The sequence below is a fragment of the Arthrobacter pasteuri genome (genome assembly GCF_054510955.1).
Genome location: NZ_JBTNDO010000001.1, coordinates 1,083,604 through 1,101,191 on the forward strand (window position 1 = coordinate 1,083,604; position 17,588 = coordinate 1,101,191).

Annotated in this window: 18 protein-coding genes; 6 read left to right on the forward strand and 12 right to left on the reverse strand. The window is 68.7% G+C overall.

Annotated features, from left to right (window positions below; translation table 11 throughout):
* Positions 1-13 precede the first annotated feature (13 nt).
* On the forward strand, positions 14-508 hold the full coding sequence (ybaK, locus tag ACX80H_RS04995) for a Cys-tRNA(Pro) deacylase (RefSeq protein ID WP_459311488.1): 495 nt from the start codon (positions 14-16) through the stop codon (positions 506-508).
* Between the two features lie 110 nt (positions 509-618).
* Here the strand turns inward: ybaK and ACX80H_RS05000 are convergent, their stop codons facing one another.
* From ACX80H_RS05000 to ACX80H_RS05010, 3 genes are read right to left on the reverse strand one after another with little or no spacing between them, the layout of a single operon-like run.
* Positions 619-1,140 (reverse strand): PhzF family protein, encoded by a 522-nt coding sequence (locus tag ACX80H_RS05000; RefSeq protein WP_459311490.1) that lies wholly within the window; start codon positions 1,138-1,140, stop codon positions 619-621.
* A gap of 11 nt (positions 1,141-1,151) precedes the next feature.
* Positions 1,152-1,454, reverse strand: a complete 303-nt coding sequence (locus tag ACX80H_RS05005; RefSeq protein ID WP_459311492.1) for a PhzF family protein — start codon at positions 1,452-1,454, stop codon at positions 1,152-1,154.
* Positions 1,455-1,486: 32 nt separating this feature from the next.
* Entirely contained in the window at positions 1,487-2,941 is a 1,455-nt protein-coding gene (locus ACX80H_RS05010; protein WP_459311494.1) for an APC family permease, read from the reverse strand.
* Between the two features lie 162 nt (positions 2,942-3,103).
* Between ACX80H_RS05010 and ACX80H_RS05015 the strand changes: the two genes are divergently transcribed.
* Positions 3,104-3,550, forward strand: a complete 447-nt coding sequence (locus tag ACX80H_RS05015) for a VOC family protein (protein ID WP_459311496.1) — start codon at positions 3,104-3,106, stop codon at positions 3,548-3,550.
* Positions 3,547-4,254 carry a maleylpyruvate isomerase family mycothiol-dependent enzyme gene (locus ACX80H_RS05020; protein WP_459311497.1) on the forward strand — a complete coding sequence of 236 codons (708 nt, stop codon included), beginning with the start codon at positions 3,547-3,549 and terminating at the stop codon, positions 4,252-4,254. Before ACX80H_RS05015 ends, ACX80H_RS05020 begins: the two co-directional genes overlap by 4 nt.
* 245 nt (positions 4,255-4,499) lie before the next feature.
* Here the strand turns inward: ACX80H_RS05020 and ACX80H_RS05025 are convergent, their stop codons facing one another.
* Positions 4,500-5,360, reverse strand: coding sequence for a S1 family peptidase (locus tag ACX80H_RS05025; protein WP_459311498.1), 861 nt, complete (start codon positions 5,358-5,360; stop codon positions 4,500-4,502).
* A gap of 132 nt (positions 5,361-5,492) precedes the next feature.
* On the opposite strand from ACX80H_RS05025, the gene ACX80H_RS05030 reads away from it, so the two are divergent.
* Complete coding sequence (locus ACX80H_RS05030; protein ID WP_459311499.1) at positions 5,493-7,400, forward strand: amylosucrase; 1,908 nt, start codon at positions 5,493-5,495, stop codon at positions 7,398-7,400.
* Between the two features lie 34 nt (positions 7,401-7,434).
* Here the strand turns inward: ACX80H_RS05030 and ACX80H_RS05035 are convergent, their stop codons facing one another.
* On the reverse strand, positions 7,435-8,253 hold the full coding sequence (locus ACX80H_RS05035) for a shikimate 5-dehydrogenase (RefSeq protein WP_459311501.1): 819 nt from the start codon (positions 8,251-8,253) through the stop codon (positions 7,435-7,437).
* Positions 8,254-8,398: 145 nt separating this feature from the next.
* Between ACX80H_RS05035 and ACX80H_RS05040 the strand changes: the two genes are divergently transcribed.
* The gene (locus ACX80H_RS05040) at positions 8,399-9,538 is read left to right on the forward strand and encodes a glutamate--cysteine ligase (protein WP_459311502.1); all 1,140 of its coding nucleotides are present in this window, start codon (positions 8,399-8,401) and stop codon (positions 9,536-9,538) included.
* Between the two features lie 139 nt (positions 9,539-9,677).
* Here ACX80H_RS05040 and ACX80H_RS05045 read toward each other — a convergent pair whose 3' ends face one another.
* The 6 genes from ACX80H_RS05045 to ACX80H_RS05070 all read right to left on the reverse strand — a co-directional run bounded on the left by ACX80H_RS05045 (position 9,678) and on the right by ACX80H_RS05070 (position 15,930).
* On the reverse strand, positions 9,678-9,923 hold the full coding sequence (locus ACX80H_RS05045) for a hypothetical protein (RefSeq protein ID WP_459311504.1): 246 nt from the start codon (positions 9,921-9,923) through the stop codon (positions 9,678-9,680).
* Between the two features lie 126 nt (positions 9,924-10,049).
* Complete coding sequence (locus tag ACX80H_RS05050) at positions 10,050-12,026, reverse strand: beta-galactosidase (RefSeq protein ID WP_459311505.1); 1,977 nt, start codon at positions 12,024-12,026, stop codon at positions 10,050-10,052.
* Between the two features lie 65 nt (positions 12,027-12,091).
* Entirely contained in the window at positions 12,092-12,721 is a 630-nt protein-coding gene (locus ACX80H_RS05055) for a hypothetical protein (RefSeq protein WP_459311506.1), read from the reverse strand.
* Complete coding sequence (locus tag ACX80H_RS05060; protein ID WP_459311507.1) at positions 12,718-13,638, reverse strand: carbohydrate ABC transporter permease; 921 nt, start codon at positions 13,636-13,638, stop codon at positions 12,718-12,720. The genes ACX80H_RS05055 and ACX80H_RS05060 overlap by 4 nt, the downstream gene beginning before the upstream one ends.
* Positions 13,635-14,621 (reverse strand): carbohydrate ABC transporter permease, encoded by a 987-nt coding sequence (locus tag ACX80H_RS05065; protein WP_459311509.1) that lies wholly within the window; start codon positions 14,619-14,621, stop codon positions 13,635-13,637. The genes ACX80H_RS05060 and ACX80H_RS05065 overlap by 4 nt, the downstream gene beginning before the upstream one ends.
* A 16-nt stretch (positions 14,622-14,637) precedes the next feature.
* Complete coding sequence (locus ACX80H_RS05070) at positions 14,638-15,930, reverse strand: ABC transporter substrate-binding protein (RefSeq protein ID WP_459311511.1); 1,293 nt, start codon at positions 15,928-15,930, stop codon at positions 14,638-14,640.
* 162 nt (positions 15,931-16,092) lie between these two features.
* Between ACX80H_RS05070 and ACX80H_RS05075 the strand changes: the two genes are divergently transcribed.
* Complete coding sequence (locus ACX80H_RS05075) at positions 16,093-17,076, forward strand: acetylxylan esterase (RefSeq protein WP_459311512.1); 984 nt, start codon at positions 16,093-16,095, stop codon at positions 17,074-17,076.
* Positions 17,077-17,137: 61 nt separating this feature from the next.
* On the opposite strand, the gene ACX80H_RS05080 is transcribed toward ACX80H_RS05075, so the two are convergent.
* On the reverse strand, positions 17,138-17,587 hold the full coding sequence (locus ACX80H_RS05080) for a BLUF domain-containing protein (protein WP_459311514.1): 450 nt from the start codon (positions 17,585-17,587) through the stop codon (positions 17,138-17,140).
* Between the last annotated feature and the right edge of the window lies 1 nt (position 17,588).

The following is a 17,588-nucleotide window of genomic DNA, read 5'->3' on the forward strand; positions in this document are numbered from 1 at the left end:
AGAAGGAGGTGCCATGGGCAGGAAGCCGACCGGTTCCCGCAGCACCCCTGCCCTGGCCGCGCTCACCGCGGCCGGCGTCGCCTTCACGGCCCGCCCCTACCAGCACGACGACGGCGTGTCCTCCTACGGGCTGGAAGCCGCCTCTGCACTGGGTGTCGACCCGGGCCGGGTCTTCAAGACGCTGATGACGAGCGTCGACGGGGCCCTCGTGGCCGCCGTCGTCCCCGTCAGCGGGTCGCTCGACCTCAAGGCCCTCGCCTCCGCGCTCGGCAGGCGGAAGGCCGTGATGGCCGACCCGGCCCTCGCCCAGCGTCGGACCGGATACGTCCTCGGCGGGATCTCCCCTCTCGGACAGCGGCAGCCATCACCCGTCGTCATCGACGCGTCCGTCCTCGACCATCCCACGGTCTTCGTGTCCGGGGGCCAGCGGGGGCTGGACATCGAGCTGTCACCCGCAGACCTCATCGCCGCTGCGCACGCGCTCACAGCACCCATCGCCGGGACCTGATCCCCGAGGAAGCGCTCGCCCGACGACACCGGCCGGGCCGGACCGAGGCGCGCCCCCGCCCGGATACCGGTCTCGGGACGACGCCTCACCGGACCCTGACTCGGGCCCGCCTAAGCGCTGATCCGGACGGCCCCACCCGACACCGTCATGCCCCCGGTCGGAGGAATATCGACTGTGATGACGGACGGGCGCCGGACGTCGGAACCCTGGTGCACGGTGAGCGTCGCCGGCGGTGCGACGTCTCCCCGTGCGCGGAGGTAGGCGCCGAGTGAGGCGGCGGCCGAACCCGTGGCAGGATCCTCCCGGACGCCGCCGGGCGGGAACGGGTTCCGGGCCTCGAAGACGTCCGGGCCGAGCCGGTGCACGACGGCGACCGTCGCACCCCACCCCTGCGCCATCATCAGTCCCTTGAGGCCGTCGTAGTCGTAGTCGAGCCGGCGCAGGACGGTGGCGTCGCGGACCGGCACGATCGGGTGGGTGTTGCCGGCGAAGGACAGCTGGAGGGGCAGGTCGGCCGACAAGTCCTCCACGGTGAGGCGGAGGTGCTGCAGGAGCTCGTCCCGGACGTCGTCGTCGATCCCCTCCACGCGCGGCTCCACGGTCACGAGGGAGGCGACGAAGCGACCACCCACCCGCGTGGTCCTCAGGTCGAGCGGGCCCACCGGCGTCGACAGGAGAATGTCCCCGGGCCCTCGCGGTCGGCGAGCGCGACCCCGGTCGCGATCGTCGCATGGCCGCAGATCGGGACCTCGGCCTCGGGGGCGAAGTAGCGGACCGTGGCCCTGCCCGGCGAGCGACGCGAGAGAAAAGCGCTCTCCGCATAGCCGAGCTCGGCCGCGATCCCCTGCATCTGACCGGCCGAGAGGCCATCGGCGTCGAGCACCACTCCGGCGGGATTGCCGCCGTCGGGCCGGTCGGTAAAGGCTGCGTAGCGGAGGATCTCCATGAAGCGATGCTAGCGCCCGCCGGCCGGCGTCCTCAGCTCTCGACCGCCGTGGGATCACCGGCGGAGGTGTTGGTCTTCCGGTTGATGAGCCACGTGATGAGCCAGAGGACGACGCCGATCGCCATCAGGCTGCCGGCGATCTGGTACTGGACGACGTCGCGACCCACCCACGGGCCGGCGAGGAACGCGCACAGGAGTGCCGCCACGAGGGGAAGCGGGCCGGGGGACGTGAAGAACACCTTGCGGTTGACGTCCCTCTTGCGACGCAGCACCACGCAGGCCACATTGACCACGGTGAAGACGCACAGGAGCAGGAAGGCCGTGGTGCCGGAGAGGTTGGCGACGATGTTGCTGTCGGGATCGCTGGTCACGTACAGGATCAGGCCCAGGGCGAGGATGGTCGAGAACGCGATACCGGCCCAGGGAGTACGGCGGCCCGGCAGCACCTTGGCGAGCGGGCGGGGCAGGACGTCCTGGCGCGCCATGCCGTAGATCAGGCGGCTGGCCATCAGCATGTTGATCAGGGCGGTGTTGGCGACGGCGAAGACGGCGAGGAAGGGGAAGATCCTGTCGATCGGGAAATCGGGCGACCCCTTGTGCACGACCTCGAGCAAGGCGGCGCCCTCGGCCTCCCGGATGCCCTCCAGTTCGGTGGGGCTCAGCACCGTGACGACGGAGACCGCGACCAGCATGTAGAGGATGACGGCGATCCCGAGCCCGGTCAGCATGGTGCGGGGGAAGATGCGCTCGGGGTTCTGGACCTCCTCGACCATGTTCACCGAGTCCTCGAAGCCGACCATCGCGAAGAAGGCGATGGAGGTCGCGGCGGTCACCGCGAGGAACATGCCCTTGTCCTGGTAGTCGGTGAACACGAAGATCTCGCCCACGTTGCCGGTGCCCTGCGCCATGGCGAGGAAGCCGACGCCGATCACGATGCACAGCGCCGTCATCTCGACGATCGTCAGCACCACGTTGAACTTGACGCTCTCGCCCACGCCGCGCAGGTTGATGACGGCGAGCAGCAGCATGAAGCCCAGGGCGACGGCGGTGATCACGCCCTGGCCGGGCATGCCCATCCAGCCGTTGACCTCGAGGCCGCCGAAGAAGTTCTGCGCCAGCACGTTCGCCGAGGTGGCGGCGCTGGTGATGCCCGAGCAGACGACGGCGAACGCCACCAGGAACGTGACGAAGTGGATGCCGAAGGCCTTGTGGGTGTAGAGGGCGGCACCGGCCGCCTGCGGATACTGCGTGACGAGCTCCAGGTAGGAGAACGCGGTCATCGTGGCGACGATGAAGGCGAGCAGGAAGGGCAGCCAGACCAGACCTCCGACGGTACCCGCCATGGTTCCGGTGACGGCGTAGACACCCGCTCCGAGGATGTCGCCGACGATGAACAGGAGGAGCAGTTTCGGCCCGAGGACCCGTTTCAGCTCCGGCTCCCCCCGTGCCGTGGTCGCGTCGGACACGTGCTCGGCAGAAGTACTCATGCTCGGCCTTCCCTCGGTTTTCCACCTCACTCTGGTACTGATCAGCCTCCTTAGCAAGGGGTGCGCCGGAGAGTGCCCTACCTGCCGATGATTTTCGGCGCTAGCATCCGTCCAAGAAGTACCAGGGGCCCATCGGGGCCGTTCCAGAACAGGAGTACCGCCATGGCTACCAGCGTCTTCATCAACCTTCCCGTCAGCGACCTCGCCCGGTCCAAGGACTTCTACACCAGCTTCGGCTGGACCCTCGACCCGAACTTCTCGAACGACGACGCCGGGGCCATCGTGATCAGCGACACCATCTACGTGATGATCCTGACGCACAGCCACTGGGCGCAGTTCACGGACAAGCCGGTCGCCGATGCCACGGCCACCTCCGCCGTCATCAACGCCATCAGCGTCGAGGAGCCCGCGCAGATCGACTCCCTCGTCGATCAGGCCATCGCCGCAGGGGCGGTCGAGGGCAAGGCACAGGACCTCGGCTTCATGCGCTCCCGCTCCTTCGCCGACCCGGACGGCCACAGCTGGGAGATCATGTGGATGGATCCCATCGCACAGACCGGAGACTGGGACGCCGTCCAGGCCAAGTACGGGGAACAGCAGCCTGCATGAAGTCCGATCCCCTGCCACTGAGGCCCGGGCGATCGATCCGCACGCCACGTGCGTCCGCGCCCGCCACGAGCACGGACGCGCTGTGGAGGCTGGTCCATGCGGAGCGTGCTGCCCTCGCCCGGGACCTTGCAACCCTCTCGCCGGCGGAATGGCGACACTCCACCCTGTGCGAGGGGTGGACGGTCGAGGAGGTGACGGCTCATCTTTCGGCCGGAGCGTCGATCGGGAGGTTGCAGTGGATCCGAAGCATGCTCCTCGCCGGCTTCCGCCCCTCCCTGCACAACCAGCGGAGGATGGTCGAGCACCGCGGAGCGTCCCCGGACGAGACGCTCGATCGGTTCCGGGCGGCGGTCGGCCTGTCCACGGCGCCGTCATCGGACCTGCCGGCCTACCTCGGCGAGGTGGTGGTGCACGCCCAGGACATCCGGCAGCCACTCGGCATCGCGACGCGGCCACGTATCGACGCCCTGCTGCCGGTGGCCCGCTTCTTCGTCGCCAGGAATTTCACGGTAGCGAGCCGCCGCAACGCGTCCGGACTGCGGCTGGAGGCGGACGATGCTCCGTTCGCCGTCGGCGACGGGCCGGACGTGCGCGGGAGCCTGCTCGCCCTCGTGATGTGCCTTGCCGGGCGTCCTGCCTATCTCGATGAACTCGAAGGGCCGGGAGTGCCGGTGCTGCAGGGGCGGATCGCCGGCGGGGACTGAGCCCGTCCTGTGGCCGTCGGCCGTACCTTCGTGCACGTGTTCAGCCGCCGAAAGCGCGTGTCGTCCTGCGACACGCCGGTTATCAGGGGCAGTGGCGCCGGAAACCCGTGCACGACGGCGCAGACACCACGCCCGGGGTCGCTGCGGCAGGAAGCACGGGTGCTGCAGGAACTGCCGCTGATCAGCGCCCGACACGCACCAGGAGCCGGTTCCACGGGGTAACCGGCTCCTGTTCTGTGCTTGTCCTAGTTCAGGGTGACGTAGTCATCGAGCCAGTCCTGCACGACGGGGATGTCCACGCGCTGGTACCCGCCGAGGTACCGGCAATTCCCGGTGTACGTGTAGCTCGTGACGGCCACGAGGTAGTCGTTCAGGAACACCGGGCCGCCCGAGTCACCAAAGCAGGTTCCGCCGCCGCCCCTGGTGTCGTTGGGGTTCCCCTGCAGCTGCAGGATCTGCGGCGTCAGCTTCTGGCCCGGCGACGAGGTGGTGCGGCGGATGAGCGGGTAGGACATGGGCTGGGGCTTCTGCGGCCCGGACTCCGGCTTGCGGACCTCCGTGCCATATCCGACGAGCTCGAAGATGGTGCTGTTGAGTGCGGGCGACCTGAACTGGTCGAGGTAGTCGAGCGGCGCAATGGTCGCCGGCTCGATGCCCGTGACCGGCTCGTCCAGGACGATGATGCCGACGTCGTTCCAGTTGGCGAGGTCCGTGAAGTCCGAGTACTGGTCGTGGGTGTAGGCGGTGCCGGACAGGTAGCCGGCGGCCGTGATTTCCTCGTCCGTGTAGCCGACGGAGGGATCTGCGGCGACCGGGAGCGGCGACGGTGGCGCCTCGGCCACCACGGAGTCGAATGTGACCGCCGTGCTGCCCAGGGTCCCTTCGGTGCAGTGCGCGGCGGTGATCAGGACCGTCGGCTCGATCAGGGTGGCGGAGCAGCGGAACCTGCCGGCGGCGTCGTAGAAGACGATCAGCCCGACATTGGGGTGTTCCTCGCCGTCCGGCTCGCCTCCGGTGATGGCGGAGGCGGGGGATGCTCCGACGGCGGTGAGGGCGATGGCCATCGATGCCAGCAGGGCGGAACTGCGGAGAAAACGTCTCATCATTGCGACCTTTCCAGGGGTGTGGTGGGTCGAGAGTACAGCCACAACTTCACCAGGGCCACGATTCCGCCTGAACCCGGTAAGGGCAATCTCCACGAACCGCCGCGCACCGATGGACTGGAATAGGCTTGCGGGATGGATTCCGCGCACGCCCTGTCCGAAAACCGCATTCGGGCGGAGCTCCGGTCCGCTCGCCGGGCGGCGACGCCGGACGCCGAGTGGGAGTCCTTCGAGGCGCGCTTCGACGCCGAGTTCCCCCGACTGCAGTCGCTCTTCCACCGCATCTACGGTCCCGACGCGGACACGGAACTGCTGCAGGTGGTGCTCGACGCCGCCGCGTCCTGGCAGGACCGTCCCGCGGACCTGAAGGCTCTCGACGCATCCCGGGCGATGGCCCCCGACTGGTTCTCCTCGAACCGGATGCTCGGCGGCGTCTGCTACGTGGACCTGTACGCGGGGAACCTGGCAGGACTGCGGGATCGCATCCCCTACTTCCGCGACCTCGGCCTGACGTACCTGCACCTAATGCCCCTGTTCCTGGCACCGGAGGAGAACTCCGACGGCGGGTACGCCGTCTCGAGCTACCGCGACGTCGACCCCTCACTCGGCACCATGGACGAACTCGCGGACCTCGCCCGGGAGCTGCGCGGCAACGGCATCGCCCTCGTGGTCGACTTCATCTTCAACCACACCTCGAACGAGCACGACTGGGCCCGCAAAGCCGTCGCCGGTGACCCCGAGTACCGGGACTTTTACTGGATCTACCCCGACCGGGACATGCCCGACGCCTACGAGCGGACCGTCCGGGAGATCTTCCCCGACGACCACCCGGGCTCGTTCGTGCAGCTCGAGGACGGGCGGTGGATCTGGGCGACCTTCCACTCGTTCCAGTGGGACCTCAACTACCGGAACCCGGCCGTGTTCCGGGCCATGGCCGGGGAGATGCTGTACCTCGCGAACCAGGGCGTCGACGTCGTGCGGATGGACGCCGTCGCCTTCATCTGGAAGCAGCTGGGCACCACCTGCGAGAGCCTGCCCGAAGCGCACCTGCTGCTGCAGGCCTTCAACGCCGTGTGCCGGCTCGCGGCTCCGTCGCTGCTGTTCAAGTCCGAGGCGATCGTGCACCCGGACGAAGTGGTGCAGTACATCGACCCGGGCGAGTGCCAGCTGAGCTACAACCCGCTGCAGATGGCGCTGATCTGGAATTCGCTCGCCACGCGGGAGGTGTCCCTGCTCGCCCAGGCCCTCGAACGCCGGCACGACATCCCCGACGGCACCGCCTGGGTCAACTACGTGCGCAGCCACGACGACATCGGCTGGACGTTCTCCGACGAGGACGCCGCCGAACTCGGCATCAACGGGCACGACCACCGCCGCTTCCTCAACGCCTTCTTCGTCGACCGGTTCCCCGACAGCTTCGCCCGCGGCGTCCCCTTCCAGGACAACCCCCGCACCGGTGACTGCCGCATCTCCGGCACCACGGCGTCCCTCGCCGGACTGGAGGCGGGCGACGGCGCCGCCGTCGCCCGGATCCTGCTCGCCCACTCGATCATCCTCAGCACCGGCGGTATCCCCCTGCTCTACCTCGGCGACGAGGTGGGCCAGCTCAACGACTACGGTTACCTCGACGATCCGGCCAAGGCCGAGGACAGCCGGTGGGTCGGCCGGCCCAGCTACCCCGCAGACCGCTACGCCACCCGGCAGGACACCGCGACGGACGCCGGAGCCATCTTCACGCGGCTCCGCCACCTCATCGACGTCCGGAAGAACACGCCGGAACTCGCCGGCGGACGGCTCGTGCCGTTCACCACGCACAACGCCCACGTCCTCGGCTACCAGCGCCCCGGCCTGCTCGACGCGCTTCAGGAACCAGAGTCGACCGTCGTCGTCTTGGCGAACTTCGCGGAGACCCCGCAGCACATCAGCGCCGAGACACTCTCCGGCCTGCCGGAGACGGCCCTGGAACTGCTCACCGGCGAGCCCACGCACCTGCGCACGGGCCTGACCCTCGAGCCGCACGGCGTGCGGTGGTTGAGGGCCTGAGGGCCGTCCGATACAGCCCGGGGCAGCCCGTGCGCTACGCCTGCCGGCGCGAGAACTCCCCGGCAGCCCGGACCTGCTCCGGTGTGGGCCGGACCCCGGTGTAGAGCACGAACTGCTCCTCCGCCTGCAGCGCGACCACCTCGGCACCTGTGATGACCGGCTTGCCCGCCTTCCGGGCGGCGAGGATCAGCGGCGTCTCGGACGGGGAGGCGACGACGTCGAACACCACCCGGGCGGCGTCGACGGCGGACTGCGGGAACGCGAGGGCATCCGCGTCCGCTCCTGCCATGCCAAGAGGGGTGACGTTGAGGATCAGGTCCGCCGTCGACTCCCCCACCTCCCGCTGCCAGTCGAAGCCGTAGAGCTCGGCGAGCGCCCGGCCGGTCCGCTCGTTGCGGGCCACGACCGTCACCCGGTTGAAGCCGGAGTCGCGCAGTGCAGCGACGACGGCCTTGGCCATGCCTCCGGATCCCTGCACGAGGACCGAGTGCGTCGTCGGCACGGCGTGCTCGCGCAGGAGCCGCTCCACCGCGAGGTAGTCCGTGTTGTAGGCGGTGAGGACGCCGTCATCGTTCACGATCGTGTTGACGGAGTCGATGGCCTTCGCCGAAGGGTCCAGGGCGTCCACGAGCTCGATGACGTCCTCCTTGAACGGCATCGAGACGGCGCAGCCCCGGATCCCGAGCCCGCGCAGGCCGGCGATGGCGGCCGGCAGGTCCGTGGTGGTGAACGCCTTGTAGATGTAGTTCAGCCCCAGCTCCTCGTAGAGGTAGTTGTGGAAGCGCGTCCCGATGTTGCTGGGCCGCGCGGCCAGGGAGATGCAGAGGGTCATGTCTTTGTTCAGGATGGGCACCCGCCCATTCTTCCAGCCGGACGGTCCAGCGGGCCACCACGCCCGCCCTGCACCCGCCCGCCAGGTACTAGCATTGGAACGAGTCTCTTCCGCGACGGCGCGATGCCGAGGCGCCCCCATCCCGCACCGTTCCAGGAGCAAGCCCTTGAAGATCGACTTTGCGCAGTCAGCCCAATCAACGCTCGGCGTCGAGTGGGAACTGGCCCTCGTGGACCGCTACAACGGCGAACTCGCCTCCGTGGCCGACGAGGTCCTGCGGGGCGTCAGTGCGAACCACCCGGAACTGCAGGACGACGACGAGCACCCGCACATCAAGCAGGAACTCCTGCTCAACACCGTCGAGCTCGTGACGGGGATCTGCACCACCGTCGAGGAAGCCAAGGAAGACCTGTCGCGCTCCCTCGCCGCCGTCCGCGAAGTCACCGACCCGATGGGCGTGGAGCTCTTCTGCGCCGGCTCACACCCCTTCAGTGCCCCCCGCGCGCAGCAGGTCACGGACAAGGAGCGGTACGCGAAGCTCATCGACCGCACGCAGTGGTGGGGCCGCCAGATGGTCATCTACGGGGTGCACGTGCACGTGGGACTCGATTCCCGCGACAAGGCACTGCCCGTGGTGGACGGCCTCACCAACTACTTCCCGCATTTCCAGGCGCTCTCGGCGTCGTCGCCGTTCTGGGGCGGCGAGGACACGGGCTACGCGTCGCAGCGCGCACTGATGTTCCAGCAGCTGCCCACGGCCGGCCTGCCGTTCCACTTCGACGACTGGAGCGGCTACGAGTCCTACGTCCAGGACATGTTCACCACGGGAGTGATCGACGCCGTCAGCGAGATCCGGTGGGACATCCGCCCGGTCGGCAATCTCGGCACCGTCGAGATGCGGGTGTGCGACGGACTCTCCACCCTCCGGGACGTCGGCGCCGTCGCGGCCCTGACCCAGTGCCTCGTCCACGAGTTCTCGGAGACCCTGGACGCCGGAGGCAGCATCCCGACCATGCAGCCGTGGCACATCCAGGAGAACAAGTGGAGGGCTGCCCGCTACGGGCTCGACGCCATCATCATCCTGGACGCCGAGGGCAACGAGAAGCTCGTCACCGAGCACCTCGTCGAGGTCCTCGACCGGCTCGAACCGATCGCCGCGAAGCTCGGCTGTAGCAGCGAGCTCGCGGACGTGGAGGGCATCCTGCAGCGCGGCGCCGGGTACCAGCGCCAGCGGCGCGTCGCGGAGGAGAACGACGGCGACCTCCGTGCCGTCGTGCTCGACATGGTGCAGCAGCTGCGCGAATAGGCGCCGGGGCGGGTCGGGGCGGGCCCGGTTCGCGCCCGGCCGCGCGATGACGCCCGGTCGGCGTACGGGTCAGCGTGACGGGGTCAGCGTGACCGGGTCAGCGTGACGGGGTCAGCGTGACCGGGCCGGCGTGACCGGGTCAGCGTGAGCCGCCGGTGAAGCGGTCGTCCGTCGTCGGGTTATCGGCCGGTGCGTCCTCGAGACCGAGGTTCGCGGCGAGTGTCTTCGGGGACGGATTGTCTGCCGGGACGACCTGGTTGGAGATGAGGTCGACCTCGTCCGCAGCGGTCAGCGGCCCGTCCTGGATCTGGCCGACGTCGGTCGGATCGATCCCCTCCGTGCTGCCGAGATCCTTCAGGTGATGTTCTTCAGTCGGCTGGTCCATGCTCCGAGCGTAGGCGCCGCCGCTCCTCCCCCGCAGCGGAGGCGCCGGCACTGCAGCCTGTTGCGGCTCCCGTCCGCGCGGTGTACCGCAGGAGTCCCGACGGCGGGACGTCCTTGGAGCCGGTGCTCAGCGGTTCGCCAGTACCAGCGCGTACCCGAAGGGCTCCAGCGTGACGTCGCCGACCACGGAATCCGCGATCAGGTCCCGCCCCTGCACGTCGACGCGGACGGACTCGGCACCGTGGTTGATGACGGCAAGCAGCCGTCCGCGCCGGATGGCTTCGACCATCGGCGGGAGTCCCTCGAGCACCGGCCGCACGTCCGCCGCCGCGAACAGGTGCCCGAGCACCTGCCGGGCACCGTCGCCGTCGGGGACGGTGGCGAGGTAGTAGGCGGCGCCTCTCCCGGAGCGGCGCGAGGTGAGCGCGGGCTTGCCGTGCTGTCGGCCTCCGTCGAACACCGCCAGGACCTCGGCGTCGACGGCGTGTGCCTCTTCGGCGAGCAGGGACCCCGCGAAGGCGAACCCGTCACCCGCTACCCGGGCGTGCTGCTGGCCCGGACCCGGCGAGCCCGGCGCGACCAGGGCACCGAAGTCCTCGACGACGATCCCCAGCAGGTCCCGCACCTGCGTGCCGAAGCCGCCGGGACGGAAGCTGTCGTTCCCGTCCACGACGTCGCTGAAGGCGGTGGCGAGCAGGTGCCCGCCCCCCTCGACGAACGCCGTGAGGTTCCCCGCTGCCGCCTCGGTGAGCAGGTAGAGGTGCGGGGCGACGACGACGTCGTACCGGGTTAGGTCGGCGGTGGGTGGCAGGATGTCCAGCTGGACATGGAGACGGTGTGCGGCGTCGTACCAGCCTCGCACCAGGGACAGGTAGTCGAGCGAGGTGGGGTGATCGGGGTTCTCGATGGCCCACCAGTTCTCCCAGTCGAGCAGGAGGGCTACCCTGGCGGAGCCGTCGTCGGCCGCGAGGTCCGGCAGGCGGCCGAGCTCGGCGCCGAGTGCCACCACCTCACGCCATGTGCGTGTCTGCGTCCCGGCGTGGGGCAGCATCCCGGAGTGGAACTTCTCGGCCCCCGCCCGGGACTGCCGCCATTGGAAGAACAGGACGCCGTCGGCTCCGCGCGCCACGGCCTGCATGCTCTGCGCCGCGAGCTGCCCGGGCGCCTTCGGGGCGTTGGAGGGGCGCCAGTTGACCGCGTTGGAGGCCTGCTCCATGAGCAGCCAGGGCGTCCCCGGCTTGAGGGACCGCATCAGGTCGCCGTGGAAGGCTCCTTCACGGAACCCCTCCGGATCATTGGGGTCCGGGTAGAGGTCGTCGCTGATGACATCCAGTTCCGGCGCCCATTGGGCGTAGTTCACGGGCTTGAACGCTCCCATGAAGTTCGTGGTGATCGGCTGCGTGGCGCCGGCCGCGCGGATGATGTCCCGCTCCATCCGGTAGCACTCGAGGAGCATGTCGGAGGTGAACCGGCGGTAGTCGAGCAGCTGCCCGGGGTTGTGGCTGTAGGGGGCGTGCCGGGGCGGGAAGACCTCGGCGAAGGATCCGTACCGCTGGGACCAGAACATGGTGCCCCACGCCTCGTTGAGCGCGTCGACCGAGCCGTACCGCTTCTCCAGCCAGCCGCGGAAGGCATCCCGGGCGGCATCCGAATAGTCCACGTTCAGGTGGCAGCCGTACTCGTTGTTCACATGCCAGAGGACGACGGCGGGGTGGTCGGCGTAGCGCTCGGCGATCCTCGTGACGAGGTCGGCGGCGAGTCTGCGGTAGGCGGGCGAGGACGGCGCGTAGTGCTGGCGGCTGCCGTGCCAGTAGGGCGTCCCGTTCTCGTCCGCGGCCAGCATCTCCGGGTAGGCGACGGTCGCCCATGGCGGGGGTGACGCCGTCGCGGTCGCCAGGTCCGCCGCGATCCCGCCGTCGTGCAGGAGGCCGATGATGCGGTCCAGCCAGTCGAAGTCGAACTCGTGCTCCGAGGGCTGGATGCGCGCCCAGGAGAAGATGCCGATGCTCACCATCGTGACGCCGGCCTCCTGCATGCGTGCTATGTCCTCGGGCCAGACCTCTTCGGGCCATTGCTCGGGATTGTAGTCGCCGCCGTAGTGCACTCGGACTCCAGGGGTTGTCGGTTCTTGGGACAGGGTTTCAGGTGCGGCGTTTCAGGTGCGGCGTTTCAGGTGCGGCGCTCGCGCACCGAGGTCGCCAGTGCCGCGAACACCAGGCACCCGACGGCCGGGACCACGAGTGGCGGCAGCTGCCAGGAGGCGATCGCCGCGAGGGCGACCGCCGCGACGAGCCAGAGGACCCCGGCCGGATCGCGGCGGACGTCGCGGACCCATTCCAGCCCGGCGGCCCGCCAGGACCCCGCGGCATGCCAGCGCGCCGTCGTTCCGGCGAGGCTCACCAGCACGGACGCGAGCAGGGCGACACCCAGCCCGAGGACGGCCTGCCAGCCCGGCAGGAGCCGGGAACCGGCGACGACGATGTCCAGCAGGAGGAGGGACACGGCGACGGCGACACCCAGTCCCACGAGCCACCCGGTCCTCAGAGCCGCCGTGAAGTCCGCGGCGAACTGCCGGAGCGGAGAGTCCTCGGCCCGCAGGAAGCGGTGGAGGTGGGCGGATCCTGCCGCGAACGCCGCGGGGATCGTGACGATCCCGAGACCGGCGATGCAGCACAGCACCCCCACCCAGAGGACCTCGCCGAAGAGGGCGAACTTCGCGGTCGCCCCGGGCCAGCGCAGGCTGCTGCCATCGGCGGCGGCTTCGCGCCCCCGAACCGCCTCGCGCTGGCGCCGGCTCATCCCTTGAGGCCCTGCGTTGCGACGCCGTCGACGAGGAAGCGCTGGAAGAGGATGAAGAACAGCATGACGGGCAGGAGGGCGAGCACGGAGATCGCGATCGTCGCACCGTAGTCCGAGGTGCTCGTCTGGTCGTTGAAGATGCGCAGCGCGAGCGGCAACGGGTACTTCTCCGGCGAGTTCAGGTACAGCAGCGGGCCCAGGAAATCGTTCCAGCTCCAGATGAAGGCGAAGATCGACGACGTGATGAGTGCGGGCTTGATCAGCGGCAGCGTGATGGAGAAGAAGATCCGGCCGTGGCCGCAGCCGTCGATCCGGGCGGCCTCGTCCAGCTCGCGCGGCAGGTTGCGGATGAACTGCACCATGAGGAACACGAAGAATGCTTCCGTGGCGAGGAACTTGCCGGCCAGCAGCGGCCAGAAGGTGTCGATCAGCCCCAGGTTCCGGAAGATGATGTACTGCGGGATGATCAGCACGTGGAACGGCAGGAGCAGGGTGCCGATCATGGCGGCGAACAGGATCTTGCTGCCGCGGAAATTGATCCGTGAGAAGGCGTACGCGGCCATCGACGACGAGATGACCGTGCCGATGACCGCGCCGACACCGAGCAGCAGGGAGTTGAGGAAGAACTTCCAGGTCGGGATGCCGGCGATGCCCTGCATCACCTTGACGAAGTTGTCGAAGGTGGGGTTCTCGGGGAAGAAGCCCTGGTTGCTGCCGAACTCGGAGTTGGGCTTCAGCGAGGCCGAGACCATCCACAGCAGCGGGTACAGCACGATCGCGGTCAGGGCGACGATGCTGATGATCCAGATGGCGGTCGGGATGTGGCGCCGCAAGGGGCGGCGCCGGGGCGCGTTCAGCGAGGGACCGTCGGGGTTCACGGGTACCGGAACGGCAGGGTTCGATTCGATGGTGGTCACTTGGAGTCTCCTGCGTAGTGGACCCAGCTCCTGGAGGTGCGGAACAGGATGAAGGCGAGGACGCCGACGGCGAGCAGCAGGACCCAGGCCATGGCGGACGCGTAGCCCATCTGGTTGTTGGCGAAGGCCCGTGTGTAGAGGTAGACCGTGTAGAAGTTCGTCGCACCGCCGGGGCCACCGGTTCCTGAACCGATGATGTACGCCGAGGCGAACACCTGGAAGGCATTGATCATCTCGAGCAGCAGGTTGAAGAAGATCACCGGCGAGAGCATCGGCACGGTCACGCTGAGGAACTTGCGCCAGGCGCGGGCACCGTCCACCGACGCCGCCTCGTACAGTTCCGCGGGGACCCCTTTGAGCCCGGCCAGGAAGATGACCATGGGGGCGCCGAACTGCCAGATGGCGAGGAGGATCATCATCGGCATGATGAGCGACGGGTTGCCGATCCACCCTCCGAGGTTGATACCGAAGAGGTTGAGCGTGCCGTCGACGGGCCCGTCGGTGGAGAACATGGCCCGCCACACGATGGCGATGCTGACGCTTGCCCCGATGAGGCTGGGGGCGTAGAACGCCGAGCGGAAGAAGCCGGTGCCGCGCGCCTTGTAGTTCAGGAGCATCGCCACACCGAGCGCTGCCGCGAGCTTGATGGGCGTGCCGACGAGGACGTAGATCAGGGTGATCCTCACCGAGCTCCAGAACTTCTCGTCCCCGGCCATGCGGGTGAGGTTCTCGAGCCCGGTCCACTCGGGAGCGGTGAAGAGGTTGTAGTCGGTGAACGCGAGGTAGAGCGACGCCACCATGGGGCCGAGGGTGAGGCCGATGAAGCCGAGCAGCCACGGGGAGAGGAAGACGTAACCCGCCACGGTGTCGCGGCTGCGGGAACGGCGGGGCCGGGGCGTGCCCGTCCGGCGGCGGGCCGCCGGACGGGCACCGGATTCGGCGGTGCGGGCTGTTGCCGGCGCGTGCGCCGAGTCCGTTGTCATGATGGAACTCCTCTGCCTAGCTACCGAGAGTGACGGAGGCTTCGTCGAAGAACTGCTTCGCCGCATCCTCCGGGGTCACGGCACCCAGGCCGATGGACTTGCCGAGGTCCCAGAAGGTCTGCTCGATGGCGCCGAAGCCGGCGACGGGTGCAGCCGGAGCGTCACCCATGCGGTCGGAGATGGAATCGAGGTAGTCCTTGACGGCCTTGTCCGGTCCTTCGAGGTTCGCACCCTCGAGCTGCGTCTCCGAGGCGGGGATGCCCAGTGTCGCACCGAAGGTCTCGCCGACCTCGGGGCTGTTGATGAGGAAGTCGACGAAGGCCGCCGCTGCCTCGGGGTGCTCGGTCGAGGAGGATGCAGCCTGCATCAGACCTACCTTGCGGTAGAGGTCCTTCTCATCCGGGTTGTCGGTGGGAGGGGCGACGATGGTGATCTCCTCGGCACCGGAGTCACCCAGGTAGCCGCCGAGGAAGTTGCTCCAGCTCATCTCGCTGGTGGTCAGGTTCCCACCGAAGCCGGAGACCGGGTTGATCTCCTCGAGCTTGCTCTGCGGAACCGTGACCTTGTCGCGGTTCGCCTGGCCCTCGGTCCAGTGCGCGGCGAGCTCCTCCTGCGTGAAGTTGAGCTCCCCTTGCTCGGTGAACAGCTCGCGGCCGTCCTGGCGCAGCTTCAGCTCGAGGTCCTGGATGCGCTGCGTGGTGTCGGTTCCTCCGTACACCTTGCCGCCCGTGGCCTCGGTCACGGATGCCATGTACGCGTCGTAGTCGTCCCAGCTCGTGCCGCCCTCGTAGGGTTCGACGCCGGCCTCGGCGAGCAGCGCCGGGTTCTGGAACACGGACCACGCGCTGTATCCGGTGGGGATGGCGAACGTGCCGTCCTCGAGCTTGCCGGTGGACAGCAGGCTCTCGTCGATGGCGTCGGTGGTGATGCCGTTGCCGAAGTAGTCCTCGAGGTTCAGCAGCAGGCCGTTGTCGCCGTACTGGCGGAGGTAGGTGTAGTCGAACTGCATGACGTCCGGCAGCCCACCGCCTGCAGCCTCGGTCTGGCGCTTCTCCCAGTACGAGGGGTAGTCGGTGAACGTGTCGTTGATCGTGATGTTCGGGAACTTCTCCTCGAACGCCGCGATGGCCTTGTCGTAGCGGGCGGCGCGATCGTCGTTGCCCCAGAACGTGTAGTTGAGGGTGATCTCTTCCTCGGTGTCCAGCGCTGCGGGTTCGCCACCGCCGCCGCCGCAACCGGTCAGGGCCAGGCCGGTGACGGCCAAGGCTGCAACGCCTGTCAGGGTGCGCCGTGAGAGTGTGCGGAACATCTTTGTCCTCCTGGAAAACTTCTTCGTCAGCCATCGTGGGACGCCTTGGGAAAGCGTTATCCCACAGCGTAGGTTGAATCGTATCAATGGTCAACAGCGTGATCCCGGCGACCTTGTCCGCGCTCTATCTTCGCCTATCGAAGCCGTGAAAGGATGCACCCCATGCCCCACTTCGATCTCCCCCTGTCCGAGCTGCGCAGCTACCTGCCCGAACGCGACGAACCCGCCGACTACGACGCCTTCTGGGACAAGACCCTCGCCGAGCAGCGCGGCCACGCCGCACCCCCGACCTTCGAGGAGGTCGACGCAGGGTACACGCAGCTGGTCACGGAGGACGTGACGTTCGCGGGCTACGACGGCCAGCCCGTGAAGGGCTGGCTGCTCACGCCCCGCCACCTTCCCGGCCCCCTGCCGACCGTCGTCACGTTCATCGGCTACGGCGGCGGGCGCGGCCTGCTCGGCGAGTGGACGGGCCTGCCCAGTGCCGGCTTCGCGCACTTCGTGATGGACCTCCGCGGACAGGGCTCGGGACACCGGACGGGCGACACGGCCGACGGGCCCCTGGCGGGTCCGCATCTGGGCGGCTTCATGACGCTCGGCGTCGAGCACCCCGAGACCTACTACTACCGCCGGCTCTTCGTCGATGCCGTCCACGCCGTCGAAGCCGCCCAGTCGCACCCCGCCGTCGATGCGTCCCGCGTGGTGATCTCCGGAGGCAGCCAGGGCGGTGGAATTACCCTCGCTGCGGCAGCCCTCACGCAGCGCGTGAACGACACCCCGCCCGTCGGCGCCATCGTGGACGTCCCGTTCCTCTCGCACATGCGGCGCGCCACCGAGATCGTCGACACCGCTCCCTACTCCGAGATCGCGAAGTACCTCGGGACGCGGCGGCACGACGTCGACCGTGTCTTCCGCACCCTCAGCTACTTCGACGGCGTCAACTTCGCGACGCGCAGCACCATTCCCGCGATGTTCTCGGTGGGTCTGCTCGACGACGTCTGCCCGCCGTCGTGCGTGTTCGCCGCGCACAACCACTACGCCGGGCCCAAACGCATGAAGGTGTACCCGTACAACGGGCACGAGCAGGGAGGCGCCTTCCAGGACGTCGAGCACCTCGCGTTCGTGCGGGAGCTCACCGGCTCCTGAGGCAGCGGCGACGTGCGACGCGGGCACCCGGCTGCGGGTCGGCGCAAGGGGCCGGTCCGGGTCAGCGCCCCTGGACGGCGCGGTCCTGGAACCAGCCAATCAGCTCGCGCAGGGCGGCGACGGACTCCTGCGGGTCGTTCCCGCCCTCGATGTCGGAGAAGGTCCTGCGGTACCCGGGGATGTCATCCACAGGCACCCCGGAGGCCGGCTCGTACGCCATGGTCCAGTCCGGGAACTGCCGTTCGTCGATGGTCTCCTGGAGAAGGATGTGGACGTCCAGGTGGCGTGGGTCGGCGGCGATGATGGACATGCGCTCACGCAGGACGTCGGCGGGGCCCTCGATGACCTGGAGGAATCGTCCGCTGCGGTAGAGCAGCATCCCCGTCAGGTGAGCACGGGCGTTGCTCTCCCGGCTGAGGGCCAGCAGGGCGTTGAGCTCCTCGTCCCTGAACGGGTGCGCCGAGGTGCTCGAGTAGACGATCGACAGCAGGTCGTTGGGGGTTCGGCTCACA